Origin of the sequence: Micromonospora citrea (assembly GCF_900090315.1) — a bacterium.
Classification (GTDB): domain Bacteria; phylum Actinomycetota; class Actinomycetes; order Mycobacteriales; family Micromonosporaceae; genus Micromonospora; species Micromonospora citrea.
The window spans coordinates 2,954,824-2,970,864 of sequence record NZ_FMHZ01000002.1 but is presented as its reverse complement, the minus strand read 5'-3'; the positions used below and the strand labels follow the sequence as shown (position 1 = coordinate 2,970,864).

The window sequence follows — 16,041 nt, the reverse complement described above, 5'->3', positions numbered from 1 at the left end:
CGCCCCTCGGACGTCCGGCTGGCCCGAGGCGATGGACGGGTAGGTTCCTCCGCATGCCCGTACTGACGGTCGGATTCGACCTCGACATGACCCTGGTCGACTCGCGCCCCGGCATCGCCGACACGTTCCGGGCGTTGACGGCCCGGACGGGGGTGCGGGTGGACGCGGAGGCCGCCGTGTCCCGACTGGGTCCGCCGCTGCGCACGGAGATCGCCAACTGGTTCCCGCCGGAGCAGGTCGACGCGGCCGTCCGGACGTACCGCGAGCTCTACCCGGCGTACGCGATCACACCCACCGTCCCGATGCCCGGCGCCCGCGCCGCGATCGACGCGGTACGCGAACGTGGCGGCCGGGTGCTGGTGGTGACCGCCAAGCTCGGCCGCCTGGCCCGACTGCACCTCGACCACCTCGGGCTGGTGGTCGACGAGGTGGCCGGCGACCTGTTCGCCGAGGAGAAGGCGACCGCGCTGCGGGAGCACGGCGCCACCCACTACGTCGGCGACCACGTGGCCGACATGGCCGCCGCGCGGGCGGCGGGTGTGCCGGGCATCGCGGTCGCCACCGGCCCGTGCCCGGCCGACGAGCTGCGCGCGGCCGGCGCGGAGGCGGTGCTGGATGATCTCACCGCATTCCCGGCGGCGCTGGACGGGATGATCCGGCTAGCCTTGGAGCGGTAGACGTCTCAAGCTCAAGCGAAGCAGGGGTTCTCAGGTGCCGACGGGTCGAGTGAAGTGGTTTGACGCGGCCAAGGGATACGGGTTTGTCACCAGTGACGAGGGTGGCGACGTGTTCCTTCCCAAGACCGCGCTACCGGCGGGTGTCACCGACCTCAAGGGCGGTCAGCGGGTCGACTTCAGCGTGGTCGACAGCCGCCGGGGCGCGCAGGCGATGGGGGTGAAGCTGCTCGACGCCCCGCCGTCGGTGGCGGAGCTGCGCCGCCGGCCGGCGGAGGAGCTGCACGGCCTCGTCGAGGACATGATCAAGGTGCTGGAGGCGAAGGTTCAGCCGGACCTGCGGCGGGGCCGCTTCCCGGACCGCAAGACCGCCCAGAAGATCGCTCAGCTGGTCCACGCGGTCGCCCGCGAGCTGGAGGTCTGAGGCACGAGCCCGGCGGCGGCGGCCCGGCCGAGCAGCGCCTCCACGGCGGCGAACCCGGCGTCCCCCAGGTCGGCGGTGAACTCGTTGACGTAGAGGCCGATGTGCCGGTCCACCACGTCGAGCTCCATCTCCTGCGCGTGCGCCAGCACGTAGTCGCGGCTCGCCGCCGGGTCGGCCCAGGCCCGGCGGACCGACTCGCGGACCCAGCCGGCGGCGGCCTCCGGGTCCACCGTGCCGCGCCGGGCCAGGATGGCGCCGAGGGGGATGGGCAGGCCCGTGTCGGCCTCCCACCACTCGCCCAGGTCCACCAGTGCGGTCAGGCCGTGCCGAGGGTAGGTGAACCGGGCCTCGTGGATGACCAGGCCGGCGTCGTACCGGCCGGCGGCCACGCCCGGCATGATCTCGTGGAACGGGACCACCTCGATGCGTGCCGGGGGCCGGTCCGCCGCCCAGAGCCGGAAGAGCAGGTACGCCGTCGTCCGGTCACCGGGCACCGCCACCGTGGCCCCGCTGAGGTCGGCCCGGCTGCCGCCGCTGTCGGCGTGGTGGGTGCTGTCGGCGTGGTGGGTGCTGTCGGTCAGGTCGGCCCGGTCGCCCCGGGTCAGCACCAGCGGGCCGCAGCCACGGCCGAGCGCGCCGCCGCAGGGCAGCAGGTGGTAGTCGTCCAGCAGCCACGGCAGCGCGGCGTAGCTCACCTTCACCAGGTCGAACGCCCCGCGCTCGGCGGCCGTGTTGGTCACGTCGACGTCGGCGTACGTCACCTCGACCGGCGGCGCGCCGGGCACGAGGCCGTGCACGAGGGCGTGGAAGACGAACGTGTCGTTGGGGCAGGGCGAGATCGCCAGCGAGAGCGCCACGCCCCCACGGTAGCCTCGCCCCCCCGGTCCGGTTCCGCCCGGTCCCCGCGAATGTGACAGGCCCACCGTGCAGCACGCCCGTCGGACGCGGTGCCGCCGGACGCGGCGGGGTGCCGGACACCGTTCGCCGCCGGGTGTTTCACTACGGCTGCGGTGCGCCGCCGATGCGGTGCGCCGCCGATGCGTCGCGCCTTCGACGTGTCGCGCCTTGGATGCGCGTCTTGGATGCGGTGCTTGCGTCTCGGGATGGGGTGCGTGCGCTTCGGGTGCGGTGGGCCTGTGGATGTGTATGCGGCTGTTTGCGTCTCGGGATGGGGTGCGTGCGCTTCGGGTGCGGTGGGCCTGTGGATGTGTATGCGGCTGTTTGCGTCTCGGGATGGGGTGCGTGCGCTTCGGGTGCGGTGGGCCTGTGGATGTGTATGCGGCTGCTTTCGAGCTGATGTCGTAAACGACTCACCCACACCACCCAACACCCACCGCCCCTCCGCCCACCGCGGATGCCAGGCTCCCCTCCGCCCCTCCGCCCCTCGCCCTTCCGCCTCCCCGCCCCTCTGCCCTCTGCCCCTCTGCCCCTCGCCCTTCCGCCTCCCCGCCCCTCTGCCCCTCGCCCTCTGCCCCTCCGCCCACCCCGGATGCCGGGCTCCCCACTGGTGCCCTTGCGCCGCCCGGCCCTCCTCGCTGGCGCACCTGGTTCGGCGCGACGCGTAACCCGTGTTGTTCGCGTAGCGCTTGTCCGTGCGTCCTGCTCGGCGTTCGCCGGTGATGTCGTAAACGATTCAGCTCGACAGCGTCACGACAAGGTACGCCCTGCCCGATCCGGGGTTATCCACAGGTCTGTCCACAGGTTCCGGCGGGCTGTTGAGGAAGCCGCACCGGGTCGAGAGCATGGTCTGGTGGGAGAGCTGAATGAGGCGGTTGACCTGGGCGCGGCCCTCCGGTCCCTGCGGCGTCTCGCGGACCTGAGCCAGCGGGAACTGGCCGAGTTGTCCGGGGTGCCGCAGGCCACCCTGGCCCGGATCGAGTCGGGGCGGGCGACCGATCCCAGATTCCGCACGGTGGAACGGCTCGTCCGGGCTGCCGGAGGGAAGGTGGCGGTCAACGCGGCCGGCCGGACTGACAACGACGACGGCAACAACGACGACGGCAACAACGACGACGGCAACAACGGCGACGGCAACAACGGCGACGGCAACAACGACGACGGCAACAACGGCGGCGGCAACAACGACGACGGCAACAACGACGACGGCAACAACGACAACGCCGGCGAGCCTCTGCCGACGGTGCCGCACGACGGGCTACGGGACGTGGCTGGCCGGCGCTATCCCGCCCACCTCGACGCGTGGGAGGTTCGGGAGCCGAAGGACTGGCCCGGTGCCTGGTGGGCGAACTGGTACAACCTGCCGCCCCCGTTGTGGCCGCTTCCGGTACCGGCGGCGACATACGAGCGGAACCGTGCCTACCGGGACAGGCGCCGGCGGGCCGCGGAGATCCGGCGCACGATCCGGGTGCGTCGGGTGACGGATGGCCTGCCGGCGACGTCGTGGCGGTTCGTGGCCGAACTGCCGGGCGGCGAGCAGGTCGGTGAGCTGCGGGCCTACGAGCGCAGCCGGCACCTGGTGTACGGCGAAGGCCCGTGCGAGGACCGAGAGATCGTTCTCGACGGTGTCCTCGTGGCCGAGGACTACCGGCGGCTCGGCATCGGTCGCCGGCTGGTCGGCCTGCTCACCGACGAGATGGACCGGGTGGGCATCCGGAGCGCCGGGGCGGTTGCCCGGTTCGACGACGTCGACCTGCTGCTGGCCTGTGGATACCAGTTGGAGGCGAGCCGGCCGTGGTCGCTGCGGCTCGATCGTAGGCCGGCGCTCGCAGAGTGACGGCAACCCGGCAGGTGGGCAGAGCATGACAGGGCAGGCGGGTTGGGGTGTGGGCCCGCGAGGGCGGGCGAGCGGTGAGGCGGACGGCCGGGCGGGCCCAGCGAGCGGGTGGCGGGCCGAGCCGGGTCAGGCGGGCCGAGCCGGGTCAGGTCAGGGCCGCTGCGGCGGTGGTCAGGGCGGCGAGCGCCTCCCGCATGCGCCAGGCGTCGCGGTCGCGGGGGCCGATCGGGTTCGAGACGGTCCGCAGCTCGGCGAAGGGAAGGTTGGCCTGGGCGGCGGCGACGGCCACGCCGTACCCCTCCATGGCCTCGGCGACCGCGTCCGGGTGCCGCCGGCGTAGCGCGTCGGTGCTGGCGGCGGTGCCGGTCACCGTGCTGACGGTCAGCACCGGGCCGACGGTGGCCGCCGGGAGGGCGGCCCGTAACCGGGCGAGCAGGCCGGGATCGGCGGCGAGGGTGGTGCCGCCGCCGAGCCAGTCCGCGGGCATGCCCAACTCGTCGACCGGGATGAAGCCGGCGGGCGACTCGGCGCCCAGGTCGGCGGCCACGGACGCGCTGCCGAGCACCGTGGCGCCCACCGCCACCCGGCCGGTGAAGCCGCCGGCCACGCCCGCGCTGACCACGCCCTGGTAGGGCCGGCCGGCCGCCTCGGCGAGCACCAGCAGCCGAGCGGTGGTGGCGGCGGCGACGGCCGGCCCGACCCCCACCGGCAGCACCGTCGTCGTCGGATCGGTGAGGCCGGCCCGGATCGCCTCGGCCTCGGCGGGCACCGCCGTGACCACCAGCAGCCCGGTCACGAGAGCGGACCCTGCGACTCGCGGCGGGTCTCGTCGTCGGTCCCGCCGGGGCCGCCGACGGCCGACGACGGCCGGTAGATGTGGTAGCCCGGCGGCGCGAGGCCGGGGTCGTCCAGCGGCGCGCCGCCCTGCGCCGGGGCGGGGGAGGTGGGCGCGGGCTCGTACCGGTCCCGGGCGCCCGGGTCGCGCGCCTCCGCGTCGTCGGCACCGGGGCCGTCCGGGTCGGTCCCGGCCGCCTCCTCGGCCAGTTCGTCGTCGCCGAGCGGGCGGCCGAGCAGGCGCTCGGCGCGCAGCCGGCCGGCCACCACGATGCCCCGGGCGGCGGCCACCGTGCCGACGGCGGCGGCGACGGCGATCCCGATCCGGCCGTCGAAGGGTACGAGCCCCAGCCCGCCCCCGGCGACGAAGGCGAGCATCAGCACGGTCTCGGAGTGGGCGAAGGAACTGGCCCGCAGCCGCTCCGGGATGCGCTCCTGGATCGAGGCGTCCACCGCGAGCTTGGCGATGCCGCTGTTCAGTGCGGTGACCAGGCAGAGCAGGGCGACCATGGGCAGCGAGAACTTCAGCGCGGCGAGGATCGCCACCCCGGCCACGATCACCATGCCGCTCGACTGGATCGCTGCCGGCCGGTGGATGCGCAGCCGGGTGCCGACCGCGGTGGCCAGGAAGGTGCCCACGGCGAGCGCCGCGCCGACCAGGCCGAGCGCCCCCTCGTCGCCCAGGTCCCGGCCGAAGACGACGGTGGTCAGGTCGCCCGCCTTGATCGCGAAGGCCAGGAAGAGCAGCAGGAAGCCGTAGACCGCGCGCAGCGTCGCGGCACCGACCAGGGTGGCGATCACGAGCCGGCCCGCCGGCCGGCCCCGGCCCAGCGGGCGGTCGCCGGTGCGGCGGCCGAGCGCCCGCAGCGGCCGGGGCACCCGCTCCGGCGGCTCCGAGTCGGCCTTCGGCGGCAGCCGCAGGGCGATCACCATGCCGACCAGGAAGATGACCGAGGCGACCCGGAGCGGCCACTGCGGGCCGAACCAGAAGGCGGCCAGCCCGATCGGGGCGACCAGGGCGCCCGCCACGGTGCCGTAGACGCTGGCCCGCGCGCCCACCTGCGAGAGGCCCAGCCCCTCGGGCAGCAGTCGCGGGACCGCCGCGGAGCGGGCCACCCCGTACGCCCGGGAGAGCGCCAGCACGCCGAACGCGGCCGGATAGAGCCCGAAGCCGTGGATGTAGTCGGAGATCAGCCAGGCCAGGAAGGCGCGGCCGAGCATGGTGGCGGCGAGGGCGTACCGCCGGCCGTGCCGGAAGTGGTCGAGCAGCGGGCCCACCACCGGCGCGAGCATGGCGAACGGCACCATGGTCACCAGCAGGTAGAGAGCCACCTTGCTGCGGGCCTCGCCGAGCGGGACGTTGAAGAAGATCGTCCCGGCCAGGCCGATGGCGATCAGCGTGTCGCCGGCGCAGGAGACCGCGTGCAGGTCGAAGAGGCGGACCATGCCGACCTCGCCCCCGGCGCCCCGGGCGCGGGCGTGGCCGGCCCGGCGGGTCATCCAGCGCCCACCGCTGACCGAGCCCCGGAGCAGCAGGCGCACGGCCCTGATGCCCGTGCCGACGGTCTGCCCGAGCACGGACCGCCCGGAGCGGGAGAACAGCGGCATGCCCACCATCCTGACCCATCCGGTCGGCGCACGCCGCACCACTGCGCCAGAACGTCACCGGCGGGTGCCTGTCGGTCTGCCGTACGCATGGGGAACAATGGGTGGGTGACCAGGCCCGCCTCCGCCCGCGCCGCTCGTCTCGACCAGGTCTGCGCCGCCGCCGTCGAGGTGGCGCGTGACGCCATCACCGAGGTCGAGGCCTCGGACGTCGGCGACCATCTGCAGGCCGTCGCCGAGGGCGACCGGCTCGTCACGCACTACTTCGAGTGCCGGCTCGCCGGCTACCGCGGCTGGCGGTGGGCGGTCACCGTCACCCGGGTGCCCCGCAGCCGGCACGTCACCGTCTGCGAGACGGTGCTGCTGCCGGGCTCGGACGCGCTGCTCGCGCCCGGCTGGCTGCCCTGGCAGGAGCGGCTCAAGCCGGGCGATCTCGGCCCCGGCGACCTGCTGCCCACCCCGCCGGACGACGAGCGGCTCCAGCCCGGCTACCTGCTCTCCGACGACCCGGCGGTCGAGGAGACCGCCTGGGAGCTGGGGCTCGGCCGGGCCCGGGTGCTCTCCCGGGAGGGGCGCAGCGACGCCGCCCAGCGCTGGTACGACGGCGACCACGGCCCGTCCGCGGCGATCTCGGTCGCGGCTCCCGCCGCAGCCCGCTGCGGGACCTGCGGCTTCTATCTGCCGCTCGCCGGCGCCCTGCGGCAGTCCTTCGGTGCCTGCGGCAACTTCTACGCCCCCGACGACGGCCGCGTCGTCAGCGTCGACCACGGCTGTGGCGCCCACTCCGAGACCCTGATCGAGGCGGCCGACACCCCGGTCGACGAGATGCCGACGGTCTACGACGACAGTGCCGTGGAGCCCGTGTCGGTCAGCCGGGCGCCCGGCTCGGTGGAGGCGTCGGAGCCGGCGGAGCCGCACGGCCACCCCTGACGCGCCCGGCGCGGCGCCGAGGCCGTCCCGACTGACGGCGTCACTCCGCCCCCGTCGTGTCGCCCTCGGTCGAGGAGGTCAGGCGCCGACGCGGGCCTGCGGCCGGGACGGCCCAGGTCAGCGGCCCGCTCGGCGGCGGCGTCGGTTGGCGTCGTGCCGCATCATCACGGCGAGACCGGGGAACCCCCACAGAAAACCGGCCAGGCAGATCCACAGCCAGTCCTGGTGACCGTGCTCGGTCAGCCAGCCGCGGAACACGAGCAGCACCAGCCCGGCGAGCGCCCAGGCCACCATCCCGGCGAGGGCGAACGGCACCATCGGCGGGTCGAGCGGCTCGGGACGCGGTGGCTGCTCCTTCGGCACGCGGCAAGCGTACGCGATCAACTTTCCCTGCTGGCCGGTGATCTGCGACGATGCGCGCGACAACGGAAGATCACCTGCGAGGACCTGATGGCAGTAGCGCCGCCCGACAACGGCACACCACCCGACCCCGCTCGTCCGCGTAGCGGTTTCGACCGCTTCTTCGAGATCTCCGCCCGTGGCTCGACGATGAGCCGCGAGGTACGCGGTGGCCTGGCGACCTTCTTCACGATGGCCTACATCGTGGTGCTCAACCCGCTCATCCTCGGTGGTGCCGTCGACGGCGACGGCAAGAAGCTCTCCATTCCCGCCCTCGCCGCGGCCACCGCCCTGGTCGCCGGCCTGATGACGATCCTGATGGGCGTGGTGGGCCGGTTCCCGCTGGCCCTCGCCGCCGGTCTCGGCGTCAACGCGCTCGTCGCGTACGAGATCGCCCCGGAGATGACCTGGGCGGACGCGATGGGCCTCGTGGTGATCGAGGGTGTGATCATCGCGGTGCTGGTGCTGACCGGCCTGCGTACGGCGGTGTTCCGCTCGGTGCCGACGCAGATGAAGACGGCGATCGGCGTCGGCATCGGCCTCTTCCTGACCATCATCGGCCTGGTCGACGCCGGCTTCGTCCGCCGGATCCCGGACGTGGCGAACACCACCGTTCCCGTGGGCCTGGGCATCGACGGCAGCCTGGGCAGCTGGCCGATGCTGGTGTTCGTGGTCGGCCTGCTGCTGACCATCGTGCTGCTGGTGCGCCGGGTCAAGGGCGCGATCCTGATCGGCATCCTCGGCTCCACGGTGCTGGCGATGATCGTGGAGGCGGTGGCGAACGTCGGGCCGTCCTTCGTGAACGGCGAGCCGAACCCGAAGGGCTGGGCGCTGAACGTCCCCGAGTTCCCCAAGACCTGGGTGGACCTGCCGGACCTGTCGCTGCTCGGCAACTTCAACGTGTTCGACTCGTGGAGCCGCGCCGGCTGGGTGGTCGTGCTGATGTTCGTGTTCACCCTGCTCATCACCGATTTCTTCGACACCATGGGCACGATGGTCGCGGTCGGCCAGGAGGGGCAGATGCTCGACGAGCGGGGCACCCCGCCGCGGGCGAGGGAGATCCTGCTGGTCGACTCGATCGCGGCGGCGGCCGGCGGCGCGGCGAGCACCTCCAGCAACACGTCGTACATCGAGAGCGCCGCCGGTGTGGCGGAGGGCGCCCGGACGGGCGTGGCCAATCTGGTCACCGGCGGCATGTTCCTGCTGGCGATGTTCCTGGCGCCGCTTGTCGTGGTGGTGCCGTTCGAGGCGGCGTCGACCGCGCTGGTGGTGGTCGGCTTCCTGATGATGACCGCGGTCCGCACGATCGACTGGTCCGACTACGAGATCGCCGTCCCGGCGTTCCTCACGATCGTGCTGATGCCCTTCACGTACTCGATCTCCAACGGCATCGGCGCCGGCCTGATCACGTACGTGGTGGTGAAGCTCGCCAAGGGCAAGGCCCGGGAGATCCACCCGCTGCTGTACGGGGTGGCCGCCCTCTTCGTGTTGTACTTCCTGCGCGGGCCGATCGAGTCCGTGGTGCTCTGACCACCCTGCGCTCCGGGCCGGTGACCGAATCGGGTACCCGGCCCGGAGCAGGGCAAACTTCCCGTGAGGCTGGTCATATCGCACCTCATCAGCCAGGCTCATTAGTTAGGCTAACTATCGTGACGGAGCGGACGGTGACGGCGAAACGCGTGCCACCGGCGCAGCTGGCACCTCAGTTGCGTGATGCGATCACCCGGCTCAACCGACGGGTCCGCCAGGCCCGGCCGGTCGGCGACCTGACGGTCACCCAGCTCTCCGCGCTCACCAGCCTCCGGCTGGCGGGCGCGCTGACGCCCCGGGAACTGGCCGACGTCGAACGGGTGCAGCCGCCGACCATGACCAAGATCGTCGCGAAGTTGGAGGAGCGCGGCCTCGTGCAGCGCACCCCCCATCCGACCGACGGCCGGCAGGTCATCCTCGCGGCGACAGAGGGGGGACGGGCGGTGCTCGACCAGTTCGAGCGCGCCCGCGACGAGTGGCTGGCCCGCCGGCTGGCCGAGCTTGACGAAGCAGAACGGGACACCCTGCGGCAGGCCGCGGAGATCCTGCAGCAGCTCGCCCGCGCCTGACCGCGCGCCTCGCACCACCGCGCCGTCCGCCGTCGATGACGCGTACGACCGCGAGGAGGCGCACCAAGAGTGCGGGCGAAGTTGAGCACGATGTTCCAGTCCCTACAGGTCCGTAACTACCGGCTATTCGCATCCGGGCAACTGATCAAGCTGATCGGTGTCTGGATGATGTTCATCGCCCAGGACTGGCTCGTCCTCGAGCTCTCCGACAACTCCGCCACCGCGCTCGGCGTGGTCACCGCTCTCCAGTTCACCCCGGTGCTGCTGCTCACCCTGCTCTCCGGGCGGCTCGCTGACCGCTACGACAAGCGGATGCTGCTCTTCGTCGCCAACGCGTTCTGGACCGTGCTGGCGCTCGCCATGAGCCTGCTGGTGATCACCGGCCTCGTGCAGCTCTGGCACGTCTTCGCGTTCGCGGCCCTGCTCGGCGTCGCCAACGCCGTGGAGACTCCCGTCCGGCAGGCGTTCGTCTCCGAGCTGGTCGGCACCTCGCTGCTGCCGAACGCGCTCTCGCTGAACGCGGCCGTGTTCAACTCCGCGCGGATCGTCGGGCCGGCCGTCGCCGGCCTGGCCATCGCCGCCTTCGACGTGGGGCCGGTCTTCCTGTTCACCGCCCTCAGCTCGATCGCCCCGCTGGTCAACGTGGTCCGCATGCGCCCGGCCGAGCTGCACCGCGAGGCGCTGCCGCCGCGCGACGAGCGGGCGTCGGCCAAGGTGGTCGACGGGCTGCGCTACGTCTGGCGCCGCCCCGACCTGCTGCTGCCGATGGCGGTGATGTCGGTGATCGGCATGTCGCTGTTCAACTTCCAGCTCACCCTGGCCGCGCTGGCCAAGACCGTGTTCAGGACCGGCGCCGCCTCGTTCGGGCTCTTCAGCACCGCGCTGGCCGTCGGCGCGCTGGTCGGCGCGCTCGCCGGCACCGGGCGGCGCAGCCGCCCCTCGGTCTGGCTGGTGCTCGGCGCCGCGATCGGCTGCGCCAGCTTCGGCACCCTGGTCGGGCTCGCCTCGGCGTACTGGATGGTGGTGGCGCTGCTGCTGCCCACCGGCTTCTTCATGGTGTTCTTCGCCCAGGCCGCCAACCAGCGCGTCCAGCTCGGCACCGACGCCGCCTTCCGGGGCCGGGTGATGGCCCTGTGGGTGCTGGTCTTCCTCGGCACCAACCCGGTCGGCGCGCCGCTGATCGGCTGGGTCGCGGAGACCTACGGCGCCGGCGCCAGCATCTGGATCGGCGGCCTGATCTCGCTGGCCACCGCACTGATCGCGCTCACCTGGCAGCTGCGCCGCGCCGGCGCCCGGCTGCGCTTCCGCGTACTGCCGATGCCGCGCTTCTACGTCACCTCCGCCGACTGCTGAGCGCGCCGCCGCCCGGATGGGACGATCCGTCCCATCCGGCGGATGGCGCGGATGCGGCCAATCCGGTGGCGGACCGCCGGGCCGGGGCTTAGCGTCGATGCGTGGAGGTCGGACGCGGGTTGCTGCTGGTCCTCGCCTTCGTGGGCGTGGCCAGCCTGCCGGCGGTGATCGCCCTGTTCTTCTGCGCCGACGAGATCATCGACCGGGTCGCCTGCGGGTGGGCCGAGTGGCGCGAGAACCGGCGGGAACGGCGCACCATCGCCCGGCTGGACCGGGCCGTCGAGGCCGACGCGCTGACCCGCGACATCGACCTCACCGACTTCGACCGGCCCGACCGGCGCCCGCTGGAGCAACTCGCCGCCGACCTGCGTCTTCTGCGCGGCAACGGGGCCGGCGGCGAGAGCCGGCAGCCGGTCTGGCACGCCACGGTGCTCCGCGCGTACGACGACCGGCTCCGGCAGGCCTGCCAGGCGCTCGGGATCGCCGAGCACCTCGCCGAGCTGGACGGCGTCGACCTGGAGCTGGAGCGGGTCCGGGTGGAGGGCCTGCTGCACGCCGCCGGGCTGACCCTGCCCGCCGCCCGGGCCGGCCACCGGCAGCGTCACCACTGAACGGCGGGCCGGCTTGAGGCTCTTCGCCGCGGTCTACCCGCCGCCCGGGGCGGTCGCGCACCTCGGGGAGCAGGTCGCCCGGTTGCGGGTCGGCGCGGCGGCCGCCGCCGGCATCAACGTCCGGCTCGCCGACCCGGCCACCGCGCACGTCACCCTCGTCTTCCTCGGCGACGTCGAGGCGGACCGGCTGGTCGAGGTGGAGAGCGCGCTCGGGCTGGCCGCCGAGTGGTCCCGCGACGGTCGTGCCGCCGCGCCCCGGCTCCGGCTCGTCGGCGGCGGACGCTTCGGCCGGGGGCGGTTCACGGTGCTCTGGGTCGACCTCGGGGGCGAGGTGGAGCGCCTCCAGGTGCTCGCCCGGCTGATCCGCTCCCGGCTGCGGCACGCCCGCCTGCCGTACGACGAGAAGCCGTTCCGCCCGCACCTGACCGTCGCCCGCCCCGGCGACCGGGTGCCCGAGGTCGACGTGACGGCCGACGTGGCGACCCTGGACGGCTACGCGGGCCCCGAGTGGCCGGCCGCCGAGCTGGTCCTCGTACGCAGCCACCCGGGCCCCCGCCCCACCTACGACCGGCTGGCCGCCTGGCCCCTCTGAGGCTGCCCCTCGGCTACCAGGCCCACGCCTCCGGGCCGGGGCCGCCGTTGCCGATCGGCGGGAAGAGCTCGTCGAGCCGGGTGAGGGTGTCCCCGTCGAGGGCGACGTCGAGTGCGCCCAGGGAACGGTCGAGCTGGTCGGCGGTGCGCGGGCCGATGATCGGGGCGGTCACCCCCGGCCGGGACAGCAGCCAGCCGAGCGCCACGTCGGCCGGGTCGTGCCCCAGCTCGCCGCAGAGCTTCTCGTACGCCTCGATGGTCGGCCGGTGCTCGGCCAACGCGTCGGCGGAGCGGCCGCTGGCGCCGCGCGCGGCCCCGCCCTCGGCCATCTTCCGCAGCACCCCGGCGAGCAGCCCGCCGTGCAGCGGCGACCACGGGATGATGCCCAGGCCGTGGTGCTGCGCGGCGGGCACCACCTCCAGCTCGACGTGCCGGGTGAGCAGGTTGTAGATGCACTGCTCGGAGACGAGGCCGAGGAAGTGCCGCTTCGCCGCCGCCTCCTGCGCCACCGAGATGTGCCACCCGGCGAAGTTCGACGACCCGACGTAGAGCACCTTGCCCTGGGCGACCAGGGTCTCCATGGCCTGCCAGATCTCCTCCCACGGGGTGCTCCGGGAGACGTGGTGCATCTGGTAGAGGTCGATGGTGTCGGTCTGGAGCCGGCGCAGCGAGTCCTCGCAGGCCCGGACGATGTGCCGGGCGGATAGGCCCTGCTCGTTGGGCCACTCGCCCATCTTGCCGTAGACCTTGGTGGCCAGCACGACCTTCTCCCGCCGGCCGCCACCCTGGGCGAACCAGCGCCCGATGATCTGCTCGGTGATCCCCTCGCCGGTCTGCCAGCCGTAGACGTTGGCGGTGTCGAAGAAGTTGATGCCGTGGTCGAGGGCCCGATCCATGATCGCGAAGCTGTCCGGCTCGGTGGTCTGCGGACCGAAGTTCATGGTGCCGAGGCAGAGGCGGCTGACCGACAGGCCGGTGCGGCCGAGGTTCGTGTACTCCATACGGCCACCCTGCCACGACGACACTTCGAGTGCCTCGCGTCGGCTCCGGCGGTCACCACCGGAGCCGACGCGGCAGAGTAACCCGGGCCGTCGGCGGAGCCGCGATTCGGCGGGAGCCGGACGGGCGTCGGAGCCGCGGTGCGTCGGAGGAACCGGGCGCCGCCGGAGCCGACGCGTCAGGAGGACTCGCGGGCCGCCGGACCGCTGCCGAAGAGCACGTCGTCCCAGCTCGGCAGGCGCTTGCGGGGCTTGCCCCCGGCCTCGGCGGACTCGGCCGCCGCAGCCGCCGGCGCGCCCGTGCGGCGGGGCCGCAGCACCGCCAGGGACGGCACGGCCGGCACCTCCTTGGGCGCGTCGGAGTCGTCGTCGAACGCGGAACCCTGGCCGCCGCCGAGCAGCGCCGCCGCCCCGCCGCCGACGGGCCGCTGCCGGGGCGCGTCCTGCCCGGCCAGGGCGGCCGGGGAGCGCGGGTCGAGCCCGCGACCCGAGGACGAGCCCAGCGGGCGGTCGAGCGAGGCGAGCAGGGCGTCGCGCCCGGCCCGGATGGGGTCGCGGCCGGGACGGCTGTGCTCGGCCGCGGCCGGCAGGCCGTGCCCGCCCCGGCTCGGCTCGCCGCGCGACGGGCCGGGCAGCGCGTGACCGCCCCGCTCCGGGGCCGGCTCCTGGCCGAGGATCGGGGTGGGCCGCTCGGCGCACAGGTATTGCGCCATGTCGTCGTGCGGCGTGACCGCCTGCCGGGTCTTGTCGAGATCCCACACCGCCTGGGCGGTCGCCTTGCCCGACGGCCAGGTCGCGACGATCCGCCAGGTGCCGTCGTCGCGGCGCCACGCGTCCCAGGAGATCTTCTCGGTGTCGATCCCGTGCTGGGCCAGCCGGCCGTTGACGACCTCGGCGAGCGGGGTCGGCTTCTCCGCGCCCTTGAGCCGGGTGCGCCGGGCGTGCTGGGCGAGCATGGCCCGCTCCTGGAGCACCGGGCCGGCGTAGCGCAGCACCCGGTCGACCGGCACGCCGGCGATCCGGGCCACGTCCTCGGCGGACTCGCCGGAGCGGATCTTGGCCTGGATGTCCCGCGGGGACAGTGAGGGCACCGGGTCGGCGGCGGCCGGGGCCACCGCGAGCGGCGGGGCGCCGGGCTCGGCGTGCAGCGCGCCGGCGACACGTTCGTCGATGGGCAGGGCGAGCAGTCGCCCGACCTCGTCGGCGAGCACCAGGGCCTGGCCGTCCTCGGAGAGGGCGACGAAGCGTACTGGGCGCATAGCGTTGCCTCCGTCCCGCTTCGCTGGCCGTCACGCCACGAGCCGGCCACCCGGGCGTCCTCGCACCACCGTACGCGCATCTGCCCCGGGGTGGGGGATCCGACACCCGCATGTCGCGACTGAGCTGCGGCGATGATCACGTTCGGTGGCCGCCGACGCGCCGGCGGCCACCGAACGTGACGACGAGCTAGAGCCGCTCCACCACGTAGTCGATGGACGCGGTCAGCGCCTCGACGTCGGCCGGCTCGACGGCCGGGAAGAGCGCGACGCGGAGCTGGTTGCGGCCGAGCTTCCGGTAGGGCTCGGTGTCCACGATGCCGTTCGCGCGCAGCGCCTTCGCGATCGCGGTGGCGTCGACGGAGTCGGCGAAGTCGATGGTGGCGACCACGTTGGACCGCAGCGCCGGGTCGGTGACGAACGGCGTCGCCACCTCGGAGCGCTCCGCCCAGCCGTAGACGATCGCGGCGCTCTCGGCCGTCCGCTTGGCCGCCCAGGCCAGCCCGCCCTGGGAGTTCATCCAGTCGGTCTGCTCGGCGGCCAGGAAGATGGTGGCCAGCGCCGGGGTGTTGTAGGTCTGCTCCAGCCGCGAGTTGTCGATCGCGGTGACCAGGTCGAGGAAGGCCGGGATGTAGCGGCCGGACGCCTTGATCTCGCCGGCCCGCTCCAGCGCGGCCGGGGACATCAGGGCCAGCCACAGGCCACCGTCGGAGCCGAAGCACTTCTGCGGGGCGAAGTAGTAGACGTCGGTCTCGCCGACGTTGACGTCGAGCCCGCCGGCCCCGGAGGTGGCGTCGACCAGCAGCAGCGAGCCGGGGTCGGCGCCGGCCACCCGGCTGATCGGCACCGCGACGCCGGTGGAGGTCTCGTTGTGCGGGGTGGCGTAGACGTCCACTCCCGCCTCGGCGACCAGCGTGGGGGCGCTGCCGGCCTCCGACTTGCGGATGGTCGGCTCGCCGAGGAACGGCGCGTCCCTGACGGACTTGGCGAACTTCGCGCCGAACTCGCCGAAGCTGGCGAACTGCGCCCGGTCGCGGACCAGGCCGAACGTCGCCACCTCCCAGAACGCGGTGGTGCCGCCGTTGCCCAGGACCACCTCGTAGCCCTCCGGCAGGGAGAAGAAGTCGGCGATGCCGCGGCGCAGCCGGGCGACCTGGTCGCGGACGGTCTTCTGCCGGTGCGAGGTGCCCAGGTAGCTCGTGGCCACGTCGGCGAGGGCGGAGACCGCCGCCGGACGGACCTTGGACGGCCCGCAGCCGAACCTCCCGTCGGCGGGCCTGAGGTCGTCGGGAATCCGGATGGTCGGTGCGTCAGCCACGGTTGTCGAGATCCTTCCGCAAGGGCGAGGGCGGGCCCGGTCTGCACACGGGCGCGGATCGACGGCGGACGCGCGCGGGCGCGCGGGGCGGCCGGGATCCGGGCCCGGTCCGGCGACTCTGCCGGCCTTCATCCTCCCACCCGGGCCGGCCGGACCGGCCGCTGGTCCCACACCCGGGACGTGAGGCGTGCGCCACAGCACGCGCGAGGGCCCCG

General features: G+C 73.8%; 16 protein-coding genes. 9 read left to right on the top strand and 7 right to left on the bottom strand.

Going from position 1 to position 16,041, the window contains the following annotated elements; all coding sequences use genetic code 11:
- Nucleotides 1-53 precede the first annotated feature (53 nt).
- Together GA0070606_RS13560 and GA0070606_RS13555 are read left to right on the top strand one after the other, a co-directional pair.
- On the top strand, nucleotides 54-677 hold the full coding sequence (locus GA0070606_RS13560) for an HAD family hydrolase (RefSeq protein ID WP_091098928.1): 624 nt from the start codon (nucleotides 54-56) through the stop codon (nucleotides 675-677).
- A gap of 34 nt (nucleotides 678-711) precedes the next feature.
- Complete coding sequence (locus tag GA0070606_RS13555) at nucleotides 712-1,098, top strand: cold-shock protein (protein WP_091098926.1); 387 nt, start codon at nucleotides 712-714, stop codon at nucleotides 1,096-1,098.
- On the opposite strand, the gene GA0070606_RS13550 is transcribed toward GA0070606_RS13555, so the two are convergent.
- Nucleotides 1,059-1,955 carry a 1,4-dihydroxy-6-naphtoate synthase gene (locus tag GA0070606_RS13550; protein ID WP_091098924.1) on the bottom strand — a complete coding sequence of 299 codons (897 nt, stop codon included), beginning with the start codon at nucleotides 1,953-1,955 and terminating at the stop codon, nucleotides 1,059-1,061. The genes GA0070606_RS13555 and GA0070606_RS13550 overlap by 40 nt on opposite strands.
- A gap of 893 nt (nucleotides 1,956-2,848) precedes the next feature.
- Between GA0070606_RS13550 and GA0070606_RS13545 the strand changes: the two genes are divergently transcribed.
- The gene (locus tag GA0070606_RS13545) at nucleotides 2,849-3,832 is read left to right on the top strand and encodes a GNAT family N-acetyltransferase (protein WP_245724680.1); all 984 of its coding nucleotides are present in this window, start codon (nucleotides 2,849-2,851) and stop codon (nucleotides 3,830-3,832) included.
- A 145-nt stretch (nucleotides 3,833-3,977) separates the two neighbouring features.
- On the opposite strand, the gene GA0070606_RS13540 is transcribed toward GA0070606_RS13545, so the two are convergent.
- Complete coding sequence (locus GA0070606_RS13540) at nucleotides 3,978-4,628, bottom strand: futalosine hydrolase (RefSeq protein WP_091098916.1); 651 nt, start codon at nucleotides 4,626-4,628, stop codon at nucleotides 3,978-3,980.
- Nucleotides 4,625-6,274: an MFS transporter gene (locus GA0070606_RS13535; protein ID WP_091098912.1), complete on the bottom strand. Its 1,650-nt coding sequence runs from the start codon at nucleotides 6,272-6,274 to the stop codon at nucleotides 4,625-4,627. Before GA0070606_RS13535 ends, GA0070606_RS13540 begins: the two co-directional genes overlap by 4 nt.
- 87 nt (nucleotides 6,275-6,361) lie before the next feature.
- On the opposite strand from GA0070606_RS13535, the gene GA0070606_RS13530 reads away from it, so the two are divergent.
- Nucleotides 6,362-7,201 carry a DUF3027 domain-containing protein gene (locus tag GA0070606_RS13530; RefSeq protein WP_091098908.1) on the top strand — a complete coding sequence of 280 codons (840 nt, stop codon included), beginning with the start codon at nucleotides 6,362-6,364 and terminating at the stop codon, nucleotides 7,199-7,201.
- Between the two features lie 117 nt (nucleotides 7,202-7,318).
- Here GA0070606_RS13530 and GA0070606_RS13525 read toward each other — a convergent pair whose 3' ends face one another.
- Complete coding sequence (locus GA0070606_RS13525; protein WP_091098906.1) at nucleotides 7,319-7,564, bottom strand: DUF2530 domain-containing protein; 246 nt, start codon at nucleotides 7,562-7,564, stop codon at nucleotides 7,319-7,321.
- An 87-nt stretch (nucleotides 7,565-7,651) separates the two neighbouring features.
- On the opposite strand from GA0070606_RS13525, the gene GA0070606_RS13520 reads away from it, so the two are divergent.
- From GA0070606_RS13520 to thpR, 5 genes are all read left to right on the top strand, one after another.
- Nucleotides 7,652-9,130: an NCS2 family permease gene (locus tag GA0070606_RS13520; RefSeq protein WP_091098903.1), complete on the top strand. Its 1,479-nt coding sequence runs from the start codon at nucleotides 7,652-7,654 to the stop codon at nucleotides 9,128-9,130.
- A gap of 119 nt (nucleotides 9,131-9,249) precedes the next feature.
- Nucleotides 9,250-9,699, top strand: coding sequence for a MarR family winged helix-turn-helix transcriptional regulator (locus GA0070606_RS13515; RefSeq protein WP_176737315.1), 450 nt, complete (start codon nucleotides 9,250-9,252; stop codon nucleotides 9,697-9,699).
- Nucleotides 9,700-9,768: 69 nt separating this feature from the next.
- Complete coding sequence (locus GA0070606_RS13510; RefSeq protein ID WP_091098895.1) at nucleotides 9,769-11,052, top strand: MFS transporter; 1,284 nt, start codon at nucleotides 9,769-9,771, stop codon at nucleotides 11,050-11,052.
- A 101-nt stretch (nucleotides 11,053-11,153) separates the two neighbouring features.
- On the top strand, nucleotides 11,154-11,663 hold the full coding sequence (locus tag GA0070606_RS13505; protein WP_091098891.1) for a hypothetical protein: 510 nt from the start codon (nucleotides 11,154-11,156) through the stop codon (nucleotides 11,661-11,663).
- A 13-nt stretch (nucleotides 11,664-11,676) separates the two neighbouring features.
- Nucleotides 11,677-12,255: an RNA 2',3'-cyclic phosphodiesterase gene (thpR, locus tag GA0070606_RS13500; RefSeq protein ID WP_091098888.1), complete on the top strand. Its 579-nt coding sequence runs from the start codon at nucleotides 11,677-11,679 to the stop codon at nucleotides 12,253-12,255.
- A gap of 13 nt (nucleotides 12,256-12,268) precedes the next feature.
- On the opposite strand, the gene GA0070606_RS13495 is transcribed toward thpR, so the two are convergent.
- The 3 genes from GA0070606_RS13495 to serC form a co-directional block, all read right to left on the bottom strand.
- Nucleotides 12,269-13,255, bottom strand: a complete 987-nt coding sequence (locus GA0070606_RS13495) for an aldo/keto reductase (protein ID WP_091098884.1) — start codon at nucleotides 13,253-13,255, stop codon at nucleotides 12,269-12,271.
- 176 nt (nucleotides 13,256-13,431) lie between these two features.
- Nucleotides 13,432-14,511 carry a septation protein SepH gene (sepH, locus tag GA0070606_RS13490; protein WP_091098881.1) on the bottom strand — a complete coding sequence of 360 codons (1,080 nt, stop codon included), beginning with the start codon at nucleotides 14,509-14,511 and terminating at the stop codon, nucleotides 13,432-13,434.
- A 187-nt stretch (nucleotides 14,512-14,698) separates the two neighbouring features.
- Entirely contained in the window at nucleotides 14,699-15,826 is a 1,128-nt protein-coding gene (gene serC / locus GA0070606_RS13485) for a phosphoserine transaminase (protein ID WP_091098877.1), read from the bottom strand.
- Nucleotides 15,827-16,041: the final 215 nt, after the last annotated feature.

Bases quoted from the DNA above. Each gene is read 5' to 3' on its own strand.
- GA0070606_RS13560 (WP_091098928.1), top strand. From the start codon at position 54: ATGCCCGTACTGACGGTCGGATTCGACCTCGACATGACCCTGGTCGAC.
- GA0070606_RS13535 (WP_091098912.1), bottom strand. From the start codon at position 6,274: ATGCCGCTGTTCTCCCGCTCCGGGCGGTCCGTGCTCGGGCAGACCGTC.
- GA0070606_RS13530 (WP_091098908.1), top strand. From the start codon at position 6,362: ATGGGGAACAATGGGTGGGTGACCAGGCCCGCCTCCGCCCGCGCCGCT.
- GA0070606_RS13520 (WP_091098903.1), top strand. From the start codon at position 7,652: ATGGCAGTAGCGCCGCCCGACAACGGCACACCACCCGACCCCGCTCGT.
- GA0070606_RS13495 (WP_091098884.1), bottom strand. From the start codon at position 13,255: ATGGAGTACACGAACCTCGGCCGCACCGGCCTGTCGGTCAGCCGCCTC.
- sepH (WP_091098881.1), bottom strand. From the start codon at position 14,511: ATGCGCCCAGTACGCTTCGTCGCCCTCTCCGAGGACGGCCAGGCCCTG.